Source organism: Cellulomonas flavigena DSM 20109 (assembly GCF_000092865.1).
GTDB lineage: Bacteria > Actinomycetota > Actinomycetes > Actinomycetales > Cellulomonadaceae > Cellulomonas > Cellulomonas flavigena.
The window spans coordinates 481,156-496,431 of the sequence record NC_014151.1 but is presented as its reverse complement, the minus strand read 5'-3'; the positions used below and the strand labels follow the sequence as shown (position 1 = coordinate 496,431).

At 75.1% G+C, this 15,276-nt stretch carries 16 protein-coding genes; 8 read left to right on the top strand and 8 right to left on the bottom strand.

Annotated elements, in window-relative coordinates:
* Nucleotides 1-18: 18 nt before the first annotated feature.
* The 4 genes from CFLA_RS02340 to CFLA_RS20280 form a co-directional block, all read right to left on the bottom strand.
* Nucleotides 19-252: a CDGSH iron-sulfur domain-containing protein gene (locus CFLA_RS02340; protein WP_013115715.1), complete on the bottom strand. Its 234-nt coding sequence runs from the start codon at nucleotides 250-252 to the stop codon at nucleotides 19-21.
* Complete coding sequence (locus CFLA_RS02335) at nucleotides 249-1,316, bottom strand: iron-containing redox enzyme family protein (protein ID WP_013115714.1); 1,068 nt, start codon at nucleotides 1,314-1,316, stop codon at nucleotides 249-251. Before CFLA_RS02335 ends, CFLA_RS02340 begins: the two co-directional genes overlap by 4 nt.
* A gap of 190 nt (nucleotides 1,317-1,506) precedes the next feature.
* Nucleotides 1,507-1,659 (bottom strand): hypothetical protein, encoded by a 153-nt coding sequence (locus CFLA_RS02330; protein WP_013115713.1) that lies wholly within the window; start codon nucleotides 1,657-1,659, stop codon nucleotides 1,507-1,509.
* Nucleotides 1,656-1,814, bottom strand: a complete 159-nt coding sequence (locus tag CFLA_RS20280) for a hypothetical protein (RefSeq protein ID WP_013115712.1) — start codon at nucleotides 1,812-1,814, stop codon at nucleotides 1,656-1,658. Before CFLA_RS20280 ends, CFLA_RS02330 begins: the two co-directional genes overlap by 4 nt.
* 96 nt (nucleotides 1,815-1,910) lie before the next feature.
* On the opposite strand from CFLA_RS20280, the gene lgt reads away from it, so the two are divergent.
* On the top strand, nucleotides 1,911-2,939 hold the full coding sequence (lgt, locus tag CFLA_RS02325; RefSeq protein ID WP_013115711.1) for a prolipoprotein diacylglyceryl transferase: 1,029 nt from the start codon (nucleotides 1,911-1,913) through the stop codon (nucleotides 2,937-2,939).
* Between the two features lie 205 nt (nucleotides 2,940-3,144).
* Here the strand turns inward: lgt and CFLA_RS02320 are convergent, their stop codons facing one another.
* A complete protein-coding gene (locus tag CFLA_RS02320) occupies nucleotides 3,145-3,768 on the bottom strand; it encodes a hypothetical protein (RefSeq protein ID WP_013115710.1) in 624 nt (207 codons plus the stop codon).
* Nucleotides 3,765-4,151: an SANT/Myb-like DNA-binding domain-containing protein gene (locus CFLA_RS02315; protein ID WP_013115709.1), complete on the bottom strand. Its 387-nt coding sequence runs from the start codon at nucleotides 4,149-4,151 to the stop codon at nucleotides 3,765-3,767. Before CFLA_RS02315 ends, CFLA_RS02320 begins: the two co-directional genes overlap by 4 nt.
* Nucleotides 4,152-4,207: 56 nt before the next feature.
* Between CFLA_RS02315 and CFLA_RS02310 the strand changes: the two genes are divergently transcribed.
* From CFLA_RS02310 to CFLA_RS02290, 5 genes are all read left to right on the top strand, one after another.
* Entirely contained in the window at nucleotides 4,208-5,377 is a 1,170-nt protein-coding gene (locus CFLA_RS02310; RefSeq protein WP_013115708.1) for a PEP/pyruvate-binding domain-containing protein, read from the top strand.
* Between the two features lie 8 nt (nucleotides 5,378-5,385).
* Complete coding sequence (locus CFLA_RS02305) at nucleotides 5,386-5,982, top strand: histidine phosphatase family protein (RefSeq protein ID WP_013115707.1); 597 nt, start codon at nucleotides 5,386-5,388, stop codon at nucleotides 5,980-5,982.
* Between the two features lie 191 nt (nucleotides 5,983-6,173).
* Nucleotides 6,174-8,306 carry an RNA polymerase recycling motor ATPase HelR gene (gene helR, locus CFLA_RS02300; RefSeq protein ID WP_013115706.1) on the top strand — a complete coding sequence of 711 codons (2,133 nt, stop codon included), beginning with the start codon at nucleotides 6,174-6,176 and terminating at the stop codon, nucleotides 8,304-8,306.
* 298 nt (nucleotides 8,307-8,604) lie between these two features.
* Nucleotides 8,605-10,311, top strand: coding sequence for a glycoside hydrolase family 27 protein (locus CFLA_RS02295; protein WP_013115705.1), 1,707 nt, complete (start codon nucleotides 8,605-8,607; stop codon nucleotides 10,309-10,311).
* Nucleotides 10,266-12,164, top strand: a complete 1,899-nt coding sequence (locus CFLA_RS02290) for a family 43 glycosylhydrolase (RefSeq protein ID WP_222836773.1) — start codon at nucleotides 10,266-10,268, stop codon at nucleotides 12,162-12,164. Before CFLA_RS02295 ends, CFLA_RS02290 begins: the two co-directional genes overlap by 46 nt.
* Nucleotides 12,165-12,244: 80 nt before the next feature.
* Here the strand turns inward: CFLA_RS02290 and CFLA_RS02285 are convergent, their stop codons facing one another.
* A complete protein-coding gene (locus tag CFLA_RS02285) occupies nucleotides 12,245-13,141 on the bottom strand; it encodes a sulfurtransferase (RefSeq protein WP_013115703.1) in 897 nt (298 codons plus the stop codon).
* Nucleotides 13,142-13,288: 147 nt separating this feature from the next.
* Between CFLA_RS02285 and CFLA_RS02280 the strand changes: the two genes are divergently transcribed.
* Nucleotides 13,289-13,741 carry a DUF6234 family protein gene (locus CFLA_RS02280; protein WP_013115702.1) on the top strand — a complete coding sequence of 151 codons (453 nt, stop codon included), beginning with the start codon at nucleotides 13,289-13,291 and terminating at the stop codon, nucleotides 13,739-13,741.
* 38 nt (nucleotides 13,742-13,779) lie between these two features.
* Nucleotides 13,780-14,148 (top strand): cupin domain-containing protein, encoded by a 369-nt coding sequence (locus tag CFLA_RS02275; RefSeq protein ID WP_043598715.1) that lies wholly within the window; start codon nucleotides 13,780-13,782, stop codon nucleotides 14,146-14,148.
* A 245-nt stretch (nucleotides 14,149-14,393) separates the two neighbouring features.
* Here CFLA_RS02275 and CFLA_RS02270 read toward each other — a convergent pair whose 3' ends face one another.
* Nucleotides 14,394-15,260, bottom strand: coding sequence for a hypothetical protein (locus CFLA_RS02270; protein ID WP_013115700.1), 867 nt, complete (start codon nucleotides 15,258-15,260; stop codon nucleotides 14,394-14,396).
* Between the last annotated feature and the right edge of the window lie 16 nt (nucleotides 15,261-15,276).

Sequence of the window (15,276 nt, the reverse complement as noted above, 5' to 3'; positions counted from 1 at the left end):
AGGGGTGCCGGGCGGGCGTCAGTCCTGGGTGCGGAAGCCGTTGACCTTGTGCGTGCCGTCGCACCACGGCGGGGTGCCCGTGCCGCCGCAGCGGCACAGCGCGACCGTCCGGCGGCGCGGCACGATCGCCTCGCCGTCCGCGCCGACGAGCTCGACGGGGCCGCGCACCAGGAGCGGGCCGTCCTGGCACGGGGTGATCCGCACGCGCGCGGGACGCGACGTGGGCGCCGACGGGCCGTCGGGTGCCGTCACCGCAGCGGCTCCCGCAGCGACGGCTCGCCGGCCTCCCAGCGCTCCAGCACGTGCTGCGCCCACCACCCGTCGAGCGCGAGGCACACCGCCGCGCCCCACATCACGTCACCACCGAGCCTCGGGTCCTGCTCGACGAGCCTGCCGGCCATGTCACGCCCGGCGATCTGCTCGTGCACCGCGTCGGCCTCGACGTGCTCGTCGAAGTACTCCGTGACGTCCTCGCCCAGCCCCACGCGGCGCATGCCGTTGCCGTACAGGCGGTTGGGGATCGACGACGTCATCTCGAACGCCGCGAGGTGCCCGACGATCGCCCCGCGCAGCCGGCGGTGCAGGCCGAGCATCGACATGACGTTGGGGTGCGCGAGCGTGATCGCCGGCACGTGGTCGACGTAGCGGCCGTACGTGTCGTCGAGCCCGAGGCCGCGCATGGCCTGCGCGAACAGGGCCGCGTGCTGCCGCTCGGGGTCCCCCGCGCCGTACTCGTCCGACTGGATCTCCATGAGCGCGACCTTCGGCGCGCCGCCGAGGCGCGGCACGGACCACGTGTGCGGGTCCGCCTCCTTCAGCTGGTACAGCGACCGGTGCACGAGGAGCTCCTCGAGGTGCCGGCGCTGCGCGCGGCGCGCGATCCAGCGGGACATGCTCGGACCGTCGTCGGCGGCGGCGAGCGCGAACAGCGTCTGCGCGACGGCCCCCGCGGACGTGTCGACGGGAACGTCGACGCGCACGCGCTCGCGCAGCTCCGCCTCGACGGCGCGCTCGAGCTCGGCCCGGGCCGCGAGGACGTCCGGCTGCCACTCCCAGTCGTCGTCGACGCCGTCGAGCCCGCGGTAGTGCAGCTCGTACATGCACGTCAGCGTGAGCTGGACGTCGTCGTGCTCCAGCCACGAGCCGGTGGGCGCGGCCAGCACGCCCGCGACCTCCTCGTGCAGCGCGGCGGGCTCGGTGGTGCCGGCGAGCACCCGCAGCAGCGTGTCGCTCACCGGGCCGCGCGGCGTGGGCAGCGGCATGGGCGACTGCGGCCCCGCCGTGAGGGGAGCCGCGGACGGCAGCTGGGTGGTCATCGTTCCTCCTGAGCAGTGGAGCGCCCCGGATCGACGCGTGCCCATCGTGACCCGGCGACCGTGCGCCCGCCACCGGAACGGGACGCCGCTCCACGCCCGCGCCCAGGAGAGGTCGCAGGTCAGCGGGCTGACGACGTCGCAGGTCAGCGGGCTGCGCGGCACGACGTCCCGGTGGTCGACCGGTGGCCGGTCAGGAGGTCCGCGGCACGTCCGGCGAGCCCGTGCCGTCCGCCCCCTCGGGAGCGTCGCCCTCGTGGTCGTCGGGCAGCGGGTCCGGGTCGACGCCGAGGGAGGGGACGTCGGGCTGCTTCTCGTCGAAGCTGTCGGGCAGGGTCTCGCTCACGCGTCCTCCCGGGGGTTGAGGTTGGCCGGTTCGGCGTCGGTGTCGGCGTCGTCGTCGGCGCCTCCGGCCGCCGCGGCGCCCGTGCGGGGGTTGAGGTTCGCGGGGTCGGCGTCGGGGTCGTCGGCGGGGTCGTAGGCCGTGGTGGAGTCGCTCATCACCCCACCGTCGCACCGACCTCCCGGGCCCGCACCCGGGCGCGTGTCGTCCCGGGGACGGGTGCGACGACCCCCCGGGACAGGGGATGCTGAGGCGTGCACCTCGGCATCCCCAGCCCCGACCTGGCATGGTCCGGCTTCTCCCTCGGCCCCCTGACCATCCACACCTACGCGTTGTGCCTGCTCACGGGCATCGCGGCCGCCATCTGGCTGACGAGCCGCCGGCTGACCGCCCGCGGCGGGCCGCCCGGGGTCGTGGAGGACATCGCCCTGTGGGCCGTGCCGTTCGGGATCGTCGGCGCGCGGATCTACCACGTGCTGACGCACTGGTCCGACTACGTCGGGCCGGGCAAGAACCTCGTCGAGGTGCTGTACGTGTGGGAGGGCGGCATCGCCATCCTCGGCTCGCTGATCGGCGGCACGGTCGGCGCCGCCATCGCGTGCCGACGGGCCGGCGTCCGGCTGTGGTCGTTCGCCGACGCGCTCGCGCCCGCGATGCTCCTCGCGCAGGCGATCGGCCGGCTGGGCAACTGGTTCAACCACGAGCTGTACGGCGCCCCGACGACCCTGCCGTGGGGCCTCGAGATCCCCCCGGACAACGGCGCGTTCCCGCCGGACCTGCCGCCGGACACGCTGTTCCACCCGCTGTTCCTCTACGAGATGCTCTGGAACCTCCTCGGCATCGCGGTGATCCTGTGGCTCGAGCGGCGGTTCGCGCTGCGCTGGGGCCGCGCGTTCGGCGTGTACCTCGTCTGGTACGGCGCCGCACGCGTGTGGCTCGAGATGCTGCGCATCGACCCGACGAGCGTCACGCCGCTCGGCCTGCCCGCGAACGTCTGGGGTGCGCTGGCTGCCGTCGCCGCGGGCGTGACGCTGATCGTCGTGCAGGGGCGTCGGCACCCCGAGCCGGAGACGTCCGTGGTGGTGCCGGGCGGGCCGGCCGACCAGCCGCAGGACGAGGGCGCCGACGGTGAGGGCGGCGACGAGCCGGCCGTCACCATCGAGGCGTCCGACGCCGCTCCCCCGCCCGCATCCCTGCCGACCGGCGGTGCGCCTGCGGCCGCGCCCACCGTCGACCCGGGGGCCGACGCGGAGCGGACCGAGCCCGCGGACGACCGCACCTGACGCCCTGACGCCCTGACGGCCTGACGGCCTGACGGCCTGACGGCAGTGCTCTCCCACGCCGGGGCCGGATCGACGGCTCGCGACCAATGGGGGCGCGAGACGTCGATCCAGCCCGCCCCACCCCACCCCCACTCCCCCGTGGGCGCGAGACGTCGATCCAGCCCCACCTCCGGTGAGAGGGCGGCCGGTGACGGAGTGGCCCGGATCAGGTCTCGGTGCGGCGGTCGAGGCCGAGCGTGGCGACGAGGTCCTCGTGGAGCTCGAACCAGACGCGGTGGCACGAGTCGACGTCGGTGGCGTCGACCCAGCGCCCGTCGCCGGCGGCGGCGCGGCGCCGGGCGGCCGCGAACCGGTCGTCGTAGCCCGCGAAGCGGGGCAGCACGTCGGCGAGCCGGGCCGCGAGCGGGGCGAGGCCCAACTCGACGGCGGCCAGGTCGTCGAGCACGCGGACGTCCCACGCGGCGTCGGTGTGGTCGTTGGCGGCGAGCGCGTCCGTGGGCACGGGCCGCAGCTGCCAGTCGGTGCACGCCTGGCGCAGACGGGCGTTGAGGGGCAGGAACGCACGGTGGACGTCGCGGACGGTCGCGCGCGCACCGGCGCGGTCGAGCTCGTCGGCGAGCAGCGCCTCACCGCGGGCGCGGCCGCGCGCGGTGAGGGACCAGCCCGCGAGGTCCGCGAACTGCGCGCGGTCGACCAGCCCGGACGCCTGCGCGTCGAGCAACAGCTCGCCGGTCGTCGCGGGGTCGAGCGCGAAGCGCCGGGCGACGGCCGCGTCGTCCGCGAACCCCAGGATCCGCACCGCGTGCAGCACGAGCAGCTCGGTCGTCATGCGTCCGCGCCTCGGCGGGCGCTCAGCCTCGCCCAGTGCTGCTGGCAGGCCTGCGGCGACCGGAAGCCCATGGCCTGCGCGATCTGCGCCCACGTCAGGCCCGCGCTGCGCGCGACGAACAGCAGGCCGTCCTCGAGCCCGTCGACCTCGGCGCGCGCCGCCGGCAGCAGGGCGAGCGCCTGCAGGACGTCGTCGGGTGCGAGGTCCCCCGAGCGGTGCACCGCGTACTGCACGAGGTCGACCGCCGACGGCGGCACGGGGGCCGGGCGCCACGGCCGGTCGGGGAGGGTGTCGGCGCCGAGGCCGAGCAGGTGCGTGCGGGCGTCGGCCTCGCGGCGTGCCTGCGCCTGGTCGGCGCGGGCGACCTGGTCCTTGCTGTCCACGCGTCGATAGTGCAGAGTCAACGGAACGTTGTCAACGATCTGTTGAGGAGGAGCCGGTGCTCGTCCCGCTCCCGGACGCCGTCGCGTCGACCTGCGGCGCCAAGGCCGCGCACCTCGCCACGCTCCTGCGCGCCGGGCTGCCGGTGCCCGCGGGGGTCGTCGTGCCGTTCGCGCGCGACACCGACGCGACGCTCCGCGACGACCTGCGCGCCGCGCTGGCGCACCTCGGCGGCGGCCCGGTCGCCGTCCGGTCGTCCGCGCGCGGCGAGGACGGGGCCGACGCGTCGGGGGCCGGGCAGCACGAGACCGTCCTGGCGGTCCGGGGCGCCGACGCGGTCCTCGACGCGGTGCGCGCCTGCCGCGCGTCCCTGTGGTCCCCCCGCGCGCGGGCCTACCGGGAGGCGGCCCGGTCGCCCGACGAGCCCGCGATGGCCGTCCTCGTGCAACGGCTCGTCGACGCCGACGTCGCCGGCGTCGCGTTCACGCCGGACGACCCCGGCGAGGACGTGCTCGTCGACGCCGCGTGGGGGCTCGGGGTCGGGGTCGTCGGCGGCACCGTGACGCCCGACGCCTACCGGCTCGCGGCCGACGGCACCGTGACCTGCGTCGTCGCCGACAAGCGCACGCGCGTCGACCGCTCCGGCGCGGAGACGGTCGTTCGCGACGTCCCGACCGCGGACCGCGCGCGCCGCACCCTGGACGAGGACGACGTGCGCCGGATCGCCGCACTGGCACGGCGGGCCGCCGACGCGCTCGGCCGGGCGCAGGACGTGGAGTGGGCGCTCGCGGGCGGCGTGCCGTGGGTGCTGCAGGCCCGTCCCGTGACGGCGGCACCGCCCCGGCCGCCGGCCGCAGGCCGCACCGGGGGCGCCGCCGCCGCGAGGCCGTCGCCCGCCACCCTCGTCGGCCCCCTCGTCGGCACCCCGGGCAGCCGCGGCACCGCGACCGGTCCGGTGCGCGTCGTGCGCGGCCCTGCCGACTTCGCGCGTGTGCGGCCCGGTGACGTGCTGGTCTGCCCGTGGACCGACCCGTCGTGGACGCCGCTGCTGGGCGTCGTCGCGGGCGTCGTCACCGAGACCGGCGGGCTGCTCTCGCACGCCGCGATCGTCGCCCGCGAGCGCGGTGTGCCGGCCGTCCTCGGCGTCACCGACGCGACCCGTCGCCTGCGCGACGGAGCCCTGGTCACGCTCGACGGCGCCGCCGGCACCGTCGTGCCCCACCCCTGAGGAGCGCCGTGCCGACCCGCCACCTGTACCTCGTCCGTCACGGCGACGCCGACGCGTTCGGCGAGCTGACCCCGACCGGCCGCCGGCAGTGCGAGCTGCTGGGCGCGCGGCTCGCCGGCCTGCCCGTCAACGCGCTGTGGCACTCGCCGCTGCCGCGCGCGGTCGCGAGCGCGCACGTGATCGCCGCTCACCTGCCGGGCGTGCCGGTCGCGCCGGCCGACGAGCTCGTCGACCACGTCCCGCACGTCCCGGAACCCGGCGAGATCCCCGCGCCGCTGCGTGGCTTCTTCGACGGCTACGACGCGGCCGAGGCGGCCGCGGGCCGGGCGCTGGCGGACGCGCTGGTCGCCCGCTTCACGACGCCCGCGCCCGTCGAGACGCACGAGGTGCTCGTCACGCACGGGTTCCAGGTCGCGTGGCTGGTGCGGCACGCGCTGGACGCGCCCGACGCCCGCTGGCTGGGTCTGAACAGCGGCAACGCGGCCCTGACCGTGATCGAGCACCGCGACGGCGTGCCGCCGACCCTCGTCGTCCTCAACGACATGGGCCACCTGCCCCCGGACCTGCGCTGGACGGGCTTCGGCGGCAGCGCGCCCCGCCCGTGACCGCCGAGCACGGCCTTCCGCCGCTCCCGGACGACGCTCACCGGCACGACCGCGCGCTCGGCCCGTCGTCCCTCTTCAACGTATAGAGCACCGGGGGGCTTGCGGCAAGGCCCCCGTCCGGGCGCAGGATCGTCGGTCGTCAGCCGCGCCCGGGTGGGCACGGACCCGACGAGGACCCCCGGAGCGCCGTCGTGAGCCTGCCCGTGACCAGCACCTTCGCCCTTCCCGACGCGCGTGGGGCGAAGGCCGACCCGGCGCTCGTCGCCGACGACGAGGCCCACCTCGACGCCGTCACCCACGCGCTGCGGGCACAGCTGGACGACCTCACCGAGCGGCTGGCCGCCGCGCGACGCGCCCCCGCGGGTGGCGGGACGCGGGCCGTCGAGCGGGACCAGGAGGTGCACCGCCTGACCGCCCGGCTGCGGCTGCTGCGGCGGTTCGGGCTCGACCTGTGCCTGGGGCGCACGGTCGACACCGCGGGGCGGCGCGTGTACGTCGGCCGCACGGGGCTGACCGCCCCCGACGGCACACGCCTGCTCGCGGACTGGCGCTCGCCGGCCGCCGAGCCGTTCTTCGCCGCGACGCTCGCGCAGCCGATGGGGCTCGTGAGCCGACGCCGGTACCGGTGGGCCGGCGGGCGCGTCGTGGACTACTGGGACGAGGTGCTCACGCCCGGCGCGGGGGTCGACGGCGTGGCCCCCGACGACCAGTCGGCGTTCCTCACGAGCCTGGGTGCGGACCGCTCGGCGCGCATGCGCGACGTGCTGACGACGATCGCGGCCGACCAGGACGCGGCGATCCGTGCGCCGTGGCGGGGCGCGCACGTCGTCGACGGCGGCCCCGGCACGGGCAAGACGGTCGTCGCGCTGCACCGCGCGGCGTACCTGCTGCACGCGGACCCGCACCTCGGGCGGCGCGGCGGCGTGCTCGTCGTGGGTCCGCACCGCCCCTACCTCGACTACGTGGCCGACGTGCTGCCGGCGCTCGGCGAGGAGGGCGTCGTGACGTGCACGTTGCGCGACCTCGTCCCCGAGGGCGCCGACGCGCGGCCCGAGCCCGACCCGCACGTGGCCGCGCTGAAGTCGACGGCGGCGATGGTGCGGGCGGTCGAGCCCGCGGTCGCGTTCTCCGAGCGCCCGCCGGTGCACGACGTCGTCGTGGAGACGCCGTGGGACGACGTCGTGCTGACGGCCGCCGACTGGGCCGCCGCGTTCGCCGCGGCGGAGCCCGGGACGCCGCACGACGAGGCGCGCGACGAGGTGTGGGAGGCGCTCGTCGAGACGGTGGCCGAGCGGGTCGGCGGGGACGTCCCCGCCGGTGAGCTGCGCCGGGCGCTGCTGCGCGACCGCGGCCTGACGCGCACGTTCGGGCGGCACTGGCCGCTGCTCGACGGGCCGGACGTGGTCGCCGACCTGTGGTCCGTGCCGGCGTACCTGCGGCTGTGCGCGCCGTGGCTGACGCCGGACGACGTGCGCGCGCTGCAGCGCGACGACGCCCACGCGTGGACGGACGCCGACCTGCCACTCCTGGACGCCGCCCGGCGACGTGTCGGGGATCCCGAGGCGCCGCGGCGCGAGCGCGAGCGGGCGGCCGCGGAGGAGGCCGACCGCGCGTACATGGCGGACGTCGTCGACTACCTCGCGGCGACGGACGACTCCGAGCTCGGCGTCATGAAGGCGCTCGTCCAGAGCGACCTGCGCGACGCGCTCGTCGACCACGACGCCGTCCCGCGCCCCGCGCCCGACCGGCTCGCGGGGCCGTTCGCGCACGTCGTCGTCGACGAGGCGCAGGAGCTCACCGACGCGCAGTGGCAGATGCTGCTGGCGCGGTGCCCGTCGCGGTCGTTCACGGTCGTCGGGGACCGCGCGCAGGCGCGCGCGGGGTTCGCGGAGTCGTGGCCCGAGCGGCTCGAGCGCGTCGGGCTGCGGGACGTCGAGGTCGCGACGCTCACCGTCAACTACCGCACGCCGGCCGAGGTGATGGCGGCTGCCGAGCCGGTGATCCGCGCGGCGGTGCCGGACGCGAACGTGCCGACGTCGATCCGCTCGACCGGCGTCCCGGTGCGGCACGGTGGCGTCGCGGAGCTCGAGGACGTGCTCGACGTCTGGCTCGCGGCGCACGGGGGCGTGGCGTGCGTGATCGGGGACGTCGACGTGGCCTCCCGCGACCGCGTGCGCGTGCTGACGCCGACGCTCGCGAAGGGCCTGGAGTTCGACCTCGTCGTGCTGGTCGCGCCCGGCACGTGGGGCGACGGCGTCGCGGCGACGGTCGACCGCTACGTGGCCATGACCCGCGCGACCGCGCAACTGATCATCCTCACCTGACTGCTGCGCCGGGCAAGGCCTTCTGCCGCTACCGCGCCGTCATCAGCGGCGGAAGGCCTTGTTCAGCGATCTGCGGACGGCCGCGAAAGGTTTCGGCACTGGACGGGGCCGCGCGCGCGGGACGAGCCTCGAGCTGCACGTTGTGAACGTTCACGGCCGCGGAGCAGTGCACCCACCCGACGACGACGTCGGGCACCCGGCGCAGCCCCCGACGCACCGCGGTCGTGACACCCGCCGGGCACCGCCGCCCGGGGGGTCGACCCGGCCCGCTCGGGCCACGTCCGCCGAGGAGACCTCCGTGTCCCGCACCCGTCCACACGGCAGGCTGCACGCGCTCGCGCTCGCGCTCCTGCTGCTCGCCTCCCCCGCGCTCGCGTCCCCCGTCGCGCCCGCCGCCGCGGCACCCGCCCCCACCGTCGACGAGCCCGCGCCCCTGCCCCCGCTGGGCTGGAACTCCTGGAACACCTTCTACTGCAACATCAACGAGCAGATGATCCGGCAGACCGCCGACGCGATGGTGAGCACGGGCCTGGCGGCCGCGGGCTACCAGTACGTCGTCGTCGACGACTGCTGGATGCAGGACACCCGCGGCCCGGACGGCAACCTGCGGCCCCACACGTCGCGCTTCCCGTCCGGCATGAAGGCCCTCGGCGACTACATCCACTCCAAGGGCCTGAAGTTCGGGCTGTACCACGCGCCGCGGGAGAAGACCTGCGACCAGTACTTCAACAACCGCCCGGGCACGTCGTCCAACGGCAACGAGACGCGCGACGCGCAGCTCTTCGCGTCGTGGGGCGTCGACTACGTCAAGCACGACTGGTGCGACCCGCGCGGCAGCATCCAGGAGCAGGTCGACCTGTTCAAGCGGTTCGGCGACGCCCTGAAGGCCACCGGCCGGCCGATCGTCTACTCGATCAACCCCAACAGCGCCCACGACAACACGGCCCCGCGGTACTCCGGGTGGGGCGCGTTCGCCGACATGTGGCGCACGTCGGAGGACCTCAAGGACGCCTGGTCGACGGGCTGCCCGCCGTCCGACCAGTGGTGCTTCGTCGGCATCACCGAGGCGCTCGACGTCATCGAGCCGATGCGCGAGTGGACGCGGCCCGGGCAGTACAACGACCCCGACATGCTCATGGTGGGCGTGCGCGGCACCCTGTCGCCCACCGAGAACCGCGCGCACATGAGCATGTGGGCGATGCTCTCGGCGCCCCTCATCATGGGCAACGACGTCCGGAACATGAGCGCCGACGTGCGCTCGGTCCTCACCAACCGTGACGTGCTGGCGATCGACCAGGACCCGCTCGTGCGTCAGGCCGACCGGGTGCGGGACGACGGCGACGCCGAGGTCTGGGCCAAGCCCCTGGCCGACGGGTCCGCGGCGGTCGCGCTGCTCAACCGCGGCAACAGCGCGCGCAGCATCTCGGCGACCCTCGCCGAGGCCGGGCTGCCGGGCGGCACCGCGTCGTACCGCGAGGTGTGGAGCGGCGCGACGGGCCAGACGTCGGACCGCATCACGACGACCGTCCCGGCGCACGGGGTGGCGCTGTACCGCGTCACGCCGGGCAGCAACCCGGGACCGACGCCGACCACGTCGCCGACTCCCACGCCGACGACGCCCCCGGGATCGTCGTTCGCGCTGGTCAGCGCCGCCTCCGGGCGGTGCCTCGACGCGCCGAACAGCGCGACGACCAACGGCACCCGGCCCGTGATCTGGGACTGCCACGGGCGCGACAACCAGCGCTGGGCCGCCGACGGCGCCACGCTGCGCGTGCTCGGCCGGTGCCTCGACGCCCCGAACGGCGCGTCCGCCGGCACCGCCGTCCAGCTGTACGACTGCCACGGCGGCACCAACCAGCAGTGGACCACGCAGTCGAACGGCACGATCCGCGGCGTCGCGTCGGGCCTGTGCCTCGACGTGGACCGCAACCTCACGGCCAACGGCACGGGCGTGCTGCTGTGGCACTGCACGGGTTCGGCGAACCAGGTCTGGAGCCGTCGGTGAACCGCCGGTGGCGGGTGGCCGCGCTGGCGGCCGCGGCCCTGCTCGTGCCCGTCGCCCTCGCCGTCCCGGCGCAGGCCGACAACCCGATCGTCCAGACGATCTACACGGCCGACCCCGCGCCGCTCGTCCACGACGGCCGCCTGTACGTCTACACGACGCACGACGAGGACGGCTCGACGTGGTTCACGATGCGCGACTGGCGCGTCTTCTCGACGACCGACATGGCGAACTGGACCGACCACGGCTCCCCCATGAGCCTGGCGACGTTCTCCTGGGCGCAGGCCGACGCCTGGGCCGGGCAGGTCGTCGAGCGGGACGGGAAGTTCTTCTTCTACGTGCCCGTCGTCAAGCGCGGCGGCGGGCAGGCCATCGGTGTCGGGGTGTCCGACAGCCCGACGGGGCCGTTCCGCGACGCGATCGGCCGCCCGCTGGTCGACAACGCGGAGATCGACCCGAGCGTGATGATCGACGACGACGGCCAGGCGTACCTGTACTACGGCAACCCGAACCTGTGGGTCGCCCGGCTCAACCGGGACATGGTGTCGCTGGCCGGCAGCCCCACCCGGATCCAGCTGACGACCGCGGGCTACGGGTCCCGCCCGGGCAACGTCGCCAACCGGCCCACCCTCTACGAGGAGGGACCGTGGGTCTACAAGCGGGGCGCCACGTACTACAACGTGTTCGCCGGCGCGTGCTGCAGCGAGTTCATCGGCTACTCGACGGCGCCCGGGCCGACCGGCCCGTGGACGTACCGCGGCGTCGTCATGCCTGCGCAGGGCACCAGCTTCACCAACCACCCCGGCGTGATCGACTACCGCGGCAGGTCATACTTCTTCTACCACTCCGGCGCGTTGCCGGGCGGGGGCGGGTTCACGCGGTCGGTGGCGGTCGAGCAGTTCGCCTACGGCGCGGACGGGTCCATCCCCCGGATGAACATGACGACCGCGGGGCCGGCGCAGGTCGAGCCGCTCGACCCGTACGTCACGCAGCAGGCCGAGACGACGGCCTGGGCGAGCGGCGTCGAGACCGAGGCCGCCACCGAGGGCGGCCTGAACCTCGCGTTCATCTCGAACGGCGACTGGGTGCGGGTGAAGGGCGTCGCGTTCGGGTCGGGGGCGGCGGCGTTCTCGGCACGCGTCGCGTCAGCAACGAGCGGCGGGCGCATCGAGGTCCGGCTCGACAGCGCCTCCGGGCCGGTGGTCGGCACGTGCACCGTGCCGGGCACGGGCGGGTGGCAGGCGTGGACGACGGTGACGTGCCCGGTCTCGGGTGCGACGGGCACGCGTGACCTGGTGCTGCGGTTCGCGGGCGGCAGCGGTGAGCTGTTCAACGTCGGGAGCTGGCAGTTCACGCGCGACGGGGGTGCGACGCCGACACCGACGCCCACGCCGTCGTCGTCGCCGACCCCGACGCCGTCACCGACCACCCCGCCGTCCGGCGAGGTGCGGATCGTCAACCGCGCGAGCGGCAAGGTGATGGACGTGCAGTGGCCCAACCGCGACGATCTCGCGGTGGTCGGCCAGTACGCGAGCAACGGCCAGCCGTGGCAGCGCTGGCAGGTGGTGGACGCCGGCGGCGGCTACGGCACCGTGCGCTCCGTCCACAGCGGCAAGTGCCTCGACGTCAGCGGTGCGTCCACCGCCGACGGCGCGCGGCTCATCCAGTACACGTGCCACAGCAACGCCAACCAGCAGTTCCAGTGGCGGTCGACGGGTGACGGCTACGAGCAGCTGGTGAACCGGAGCAGCGGCCGGTGCGTGGGCGTCGTCAACGCGTCGACGGCCGACAGCGCCCCGCTGGAGCAGCGCACGTGCACGTCGGCGGCCACGATGCAGTGGAGCCGGCAGCGCTGAGGGCGACGAGCAAGGACTTCTGCCGCTCCCGGGATCTCAGCAGCGGCAGAAGTCCTTGGTCGACGGTGGTGCGCCGGCCGTCAGCCGACCTCGACCGGGCGCGCCTCGTCCGAGGTCCACTCGGAGAGGGAGCCGTCGTATACGGCGACCTCGGTGCCGTCGACGACGAACGCCGCGAACGCCGGCACGGTCGCGGCGATGCCGCCGCCGCAGTAGGTGACGGCCCGCTCGGCCCCCAGCACACCGCCGGCCTGAAGCCGGTCGCGCAGGCTCGCGACGGGCAGCAGGCGCCCGGTCTCCGGGTCGAGCAGCTCGAACAGCGGCAGGTTCACGCTGCCGGGGATGCGGCCGCGGCGCGGGTACGGGCACACCGACTGCTCGCCGCGGAACGTCTCGGGGTCGAGCGCGTTGACCAGCACACCCGGCGTCGCGCCGGCCGACAGCTCGGCCACCTGCGACGTCGTCGCCAGCAGCTCCGGGCGCACGTGCGGGGTCAGCGTGCGCGGGGTCGCCCGCAGCGCCGCGTCGTCCTCACCGCCCGTCGCGACCGGCAGCCCCGCCGCCCGCCACGCGCCGAGCCCGCCGTCGAGCACCGACACCGCGTCGTGGCCCAGCCACCGCAGCAGCCACCACACGCGGGTCGCCCACGCGTTGCCCACGTTGTCGTAGACGACGACGTGCGTGTCGTCCCCGACGCCGACCGCCCCGAACGCCGCGGCCAGGGCCTCGGGCGCGGGGAGGGTGAACAGCTGCTCCGCGGCCGTGTCCGACAGCTCGTGCGTGACGTCGACGAATCCCGCCCCCGGCACGTGCCCCTCGAGGTAGGCGTCGCGCAGCGGCTCGGCCGTGTACGGCTCGAGGTCGCCGTGCATGGCGAGGGCCGTGGTCGCGTCGAGCACGACGACGGAGGCGGTCGACGCCTCGAGCGTGGTGCGCAGCAGCTCGGGGCTGACGAGCGCGGGCAGTGCGGGTGCCATGAGTGACTCCTCGACGTCGGACGAACCGGACTCGCCCCGAGGCTACGCCGGTACGCCCCGCTGGAGCCGCCGCTCGCGCCGGGCGCTCACCGGGCGGCCTGGGCCCGTCACCGTGCCAGACTCGGGTGACCACTTCCGGAGGCCGCCATGACGGACACGTTGAACGGTGAGAGCTCCCCGTCGCTCGAGCGCCCGCCGGGCGCCACGCGCCTGCAGCGCCGAGGGCGGGTCCCGCGCCTCGTCGCGGGCCTGTGCCTGACCGTGGGCAGCCTGCTGGCCGTCCTGCTGTTCTTCCAGTACCTGGCCACCTACTTCGTCTTCTTCGGTGACGTCGAGGTGGCGACGCCGGATCAGGCCACGCGGTACGTCGTGACGGCCACCGCCTGCCTCACGCTGCTCCTGGCCGGCACCGCGGCGGCGATCGCGCGCGGGCGGCTCGGGCTGAGCGTGCTGGCGTTGGTGCTGACGCTGGCGGGCGTGGTCGTCGTCGCCCTGTTCCCGGTCCCGAACGACCGGTGGGAGCGGGAGCCCGAGCCGCGCCCGGCGAACCTGGGCCCCGTCTGCTACAGCGGCAGCGACTGCTCGGAGGGCGGTGGGTGATCCCTGCCGCCGCACGCACCGACACGAGAGGGAACGACGTGACAGAGCCTCACCAGGGAGCCGGACCGGTCGTCATCCCCGCCGAGCAGCTGCGGCTGCCCGGTGGCCGCACCCTGCGGTTCGAGGGGAAGGACCACGGGTCGGGGGTGAGCTTCTTCCTCGTGATCAGCAACCCCGGCGAGGGCCCCGCGCTGCACCGGCACCCGTACACCGAGACGTGGTCGGTGCTCGAGGGCGAGGCGACGATCCGCATCGGCGACGAGGACGTGGTGGCCCACGCAGGTGACACCACGGTCGTGCCGCCCGACACCTGGCACGCCTTCACCAACACCGGCGACGGCGACCTGCGCATGATGTGCATCCACGCGTCACCGGTGATGCTCCAGGACGATCACCCGGCTCCCTGAGCGGACCGACGGGTGTGAAGCGTCGCGCCAGCCTGGCGACCACGACGCTCCACACCTGCGGCCCGCGGCACCGCCCGTCAGCGCGCGACGGCTCCCGACGACCTCGACGCATCAAGCACGCGCGAATGACGTGCCGCACGCGCAGCGCGGCATTCAGATGCGCTGGGCTGACGAGCGCGAGAACGACCGCGCCCAGCCGGGCTCTCCGATCCGGGGAGGGCCGGACGTAGGGCGGAGTGCGGCGCTCATGGGGCCGGGAAGAACTTCGCACCTTGACGGTCGAGATGACGTGCGAGCCGCTCCTGCGCGAAGCCGCCGACGAGTGCGGCTGCTGCGAGTGGAAGCACACCGACCGTGGCGGAGCCGGCAAGGTTCACCACGCCCACCGCGACGAGGAGCGCAGCGGTGTAGCCCGCGAGCAAGCCCATTGCGGTCCTCAGAACCATGAGCGTCGGGGCGGGGTCGAACCAGTAGGACTCCGGGACCGGGTCGCGGCGAAGGTACAACGTGCGGTACCCGCTGACGAGTGCCCCGACCATCCCGAGGGCGAGGACGGTAGCCGTGACCCACCGTGCGTCGTCGCCGGGGAGCAACGGCACGGCCAGCGCGAGGAGGGCGCTTGCCGTGATGATGACGGCACCGCTCATGACGAGCGCGCCGCGAGCCCAAGACCGGGCCGCGACATGCCGGTGCTCGGAGCGCTCGTGCAGCCGGTCGAGCACGTTGAGGAGCGGCTGTCTCCGCTCGGGCTCGGGCAGGCGGGAGGCCTTGTCGAGCTTCTTCCGGAGTGCCGCCTGGACCCGACGGTCCGGCTCCCGCTCGAGGTGGCGTTCCACATCGTCCTCGACGACGGGCAGCGGGAGGACCTTCTCGTTGGACTCCTCCCAGTCGTGAAGCCGTGGCCACGCCCGGTCCGGGAGGGTGTTCCACGGCCAGAGCGGGAGCTGGCCTCGCGCGCGGGTCACCAGCCGACTCACCTCACGGTCGATGACGGCCGCCGTGGTCCGGGCCGCCCGCACGGCATCTTCCGGTGCCTGCCCGACCGCCGGGTCGTCGAGCTGGCCACGCAGGAGTGCGACCCGATCCGTGATCTGCTGCTCGTAGCTGGTCATGGCTCCCCCTCGCCGC

Bases quoted from the DNA above. Each gene is read 5' to 3' on its own strand.
- CFLA_RS02335 (WP_013115714.1), bottom strand. From the start codon at position 1,316: ATGACCACCCAGCTGCCGTCCGCGGCTCCCCTCACGGCGGGGCCGCAG.
- CFLA_RS20280 (WP_013115712.1), bottom strand. From the start codon at position 1,814: ATGAGCGACTCCACCACGGCCTACGACCCCGCCGACGACCCCGACGCC.
- CFLA_RS02320 (WP_013115710.1), bottom strand. From the start codon at position 3,768: ATGACGACCGAGCTGCTCGTGCTGCACGCGGTGCGGATCCTGGGGTTC.
- CFLA_RS02285 (WP_013115703.1), bottom strand. From the start codon at position 13,141: ATGGCACCCGCACTGCCCGCGCTCGTCAGCCCCGAGCTGCTGCGCACC.
- CFLA_RS02280 (WP_013115702.1), top strand. From the start codon at position 13,289: ATGACGGACACGTTGAACGGTGAGAGCTCCCCGTCGCTCGAGCGCCCG.
- CFLA_RS02270 (WP_013115700.1), bottom strand. From the start codon at position 15,260: ATGACCAGCTACGAGCAGCAGATCACGGATCGGGTCGCACTCCTGCGT.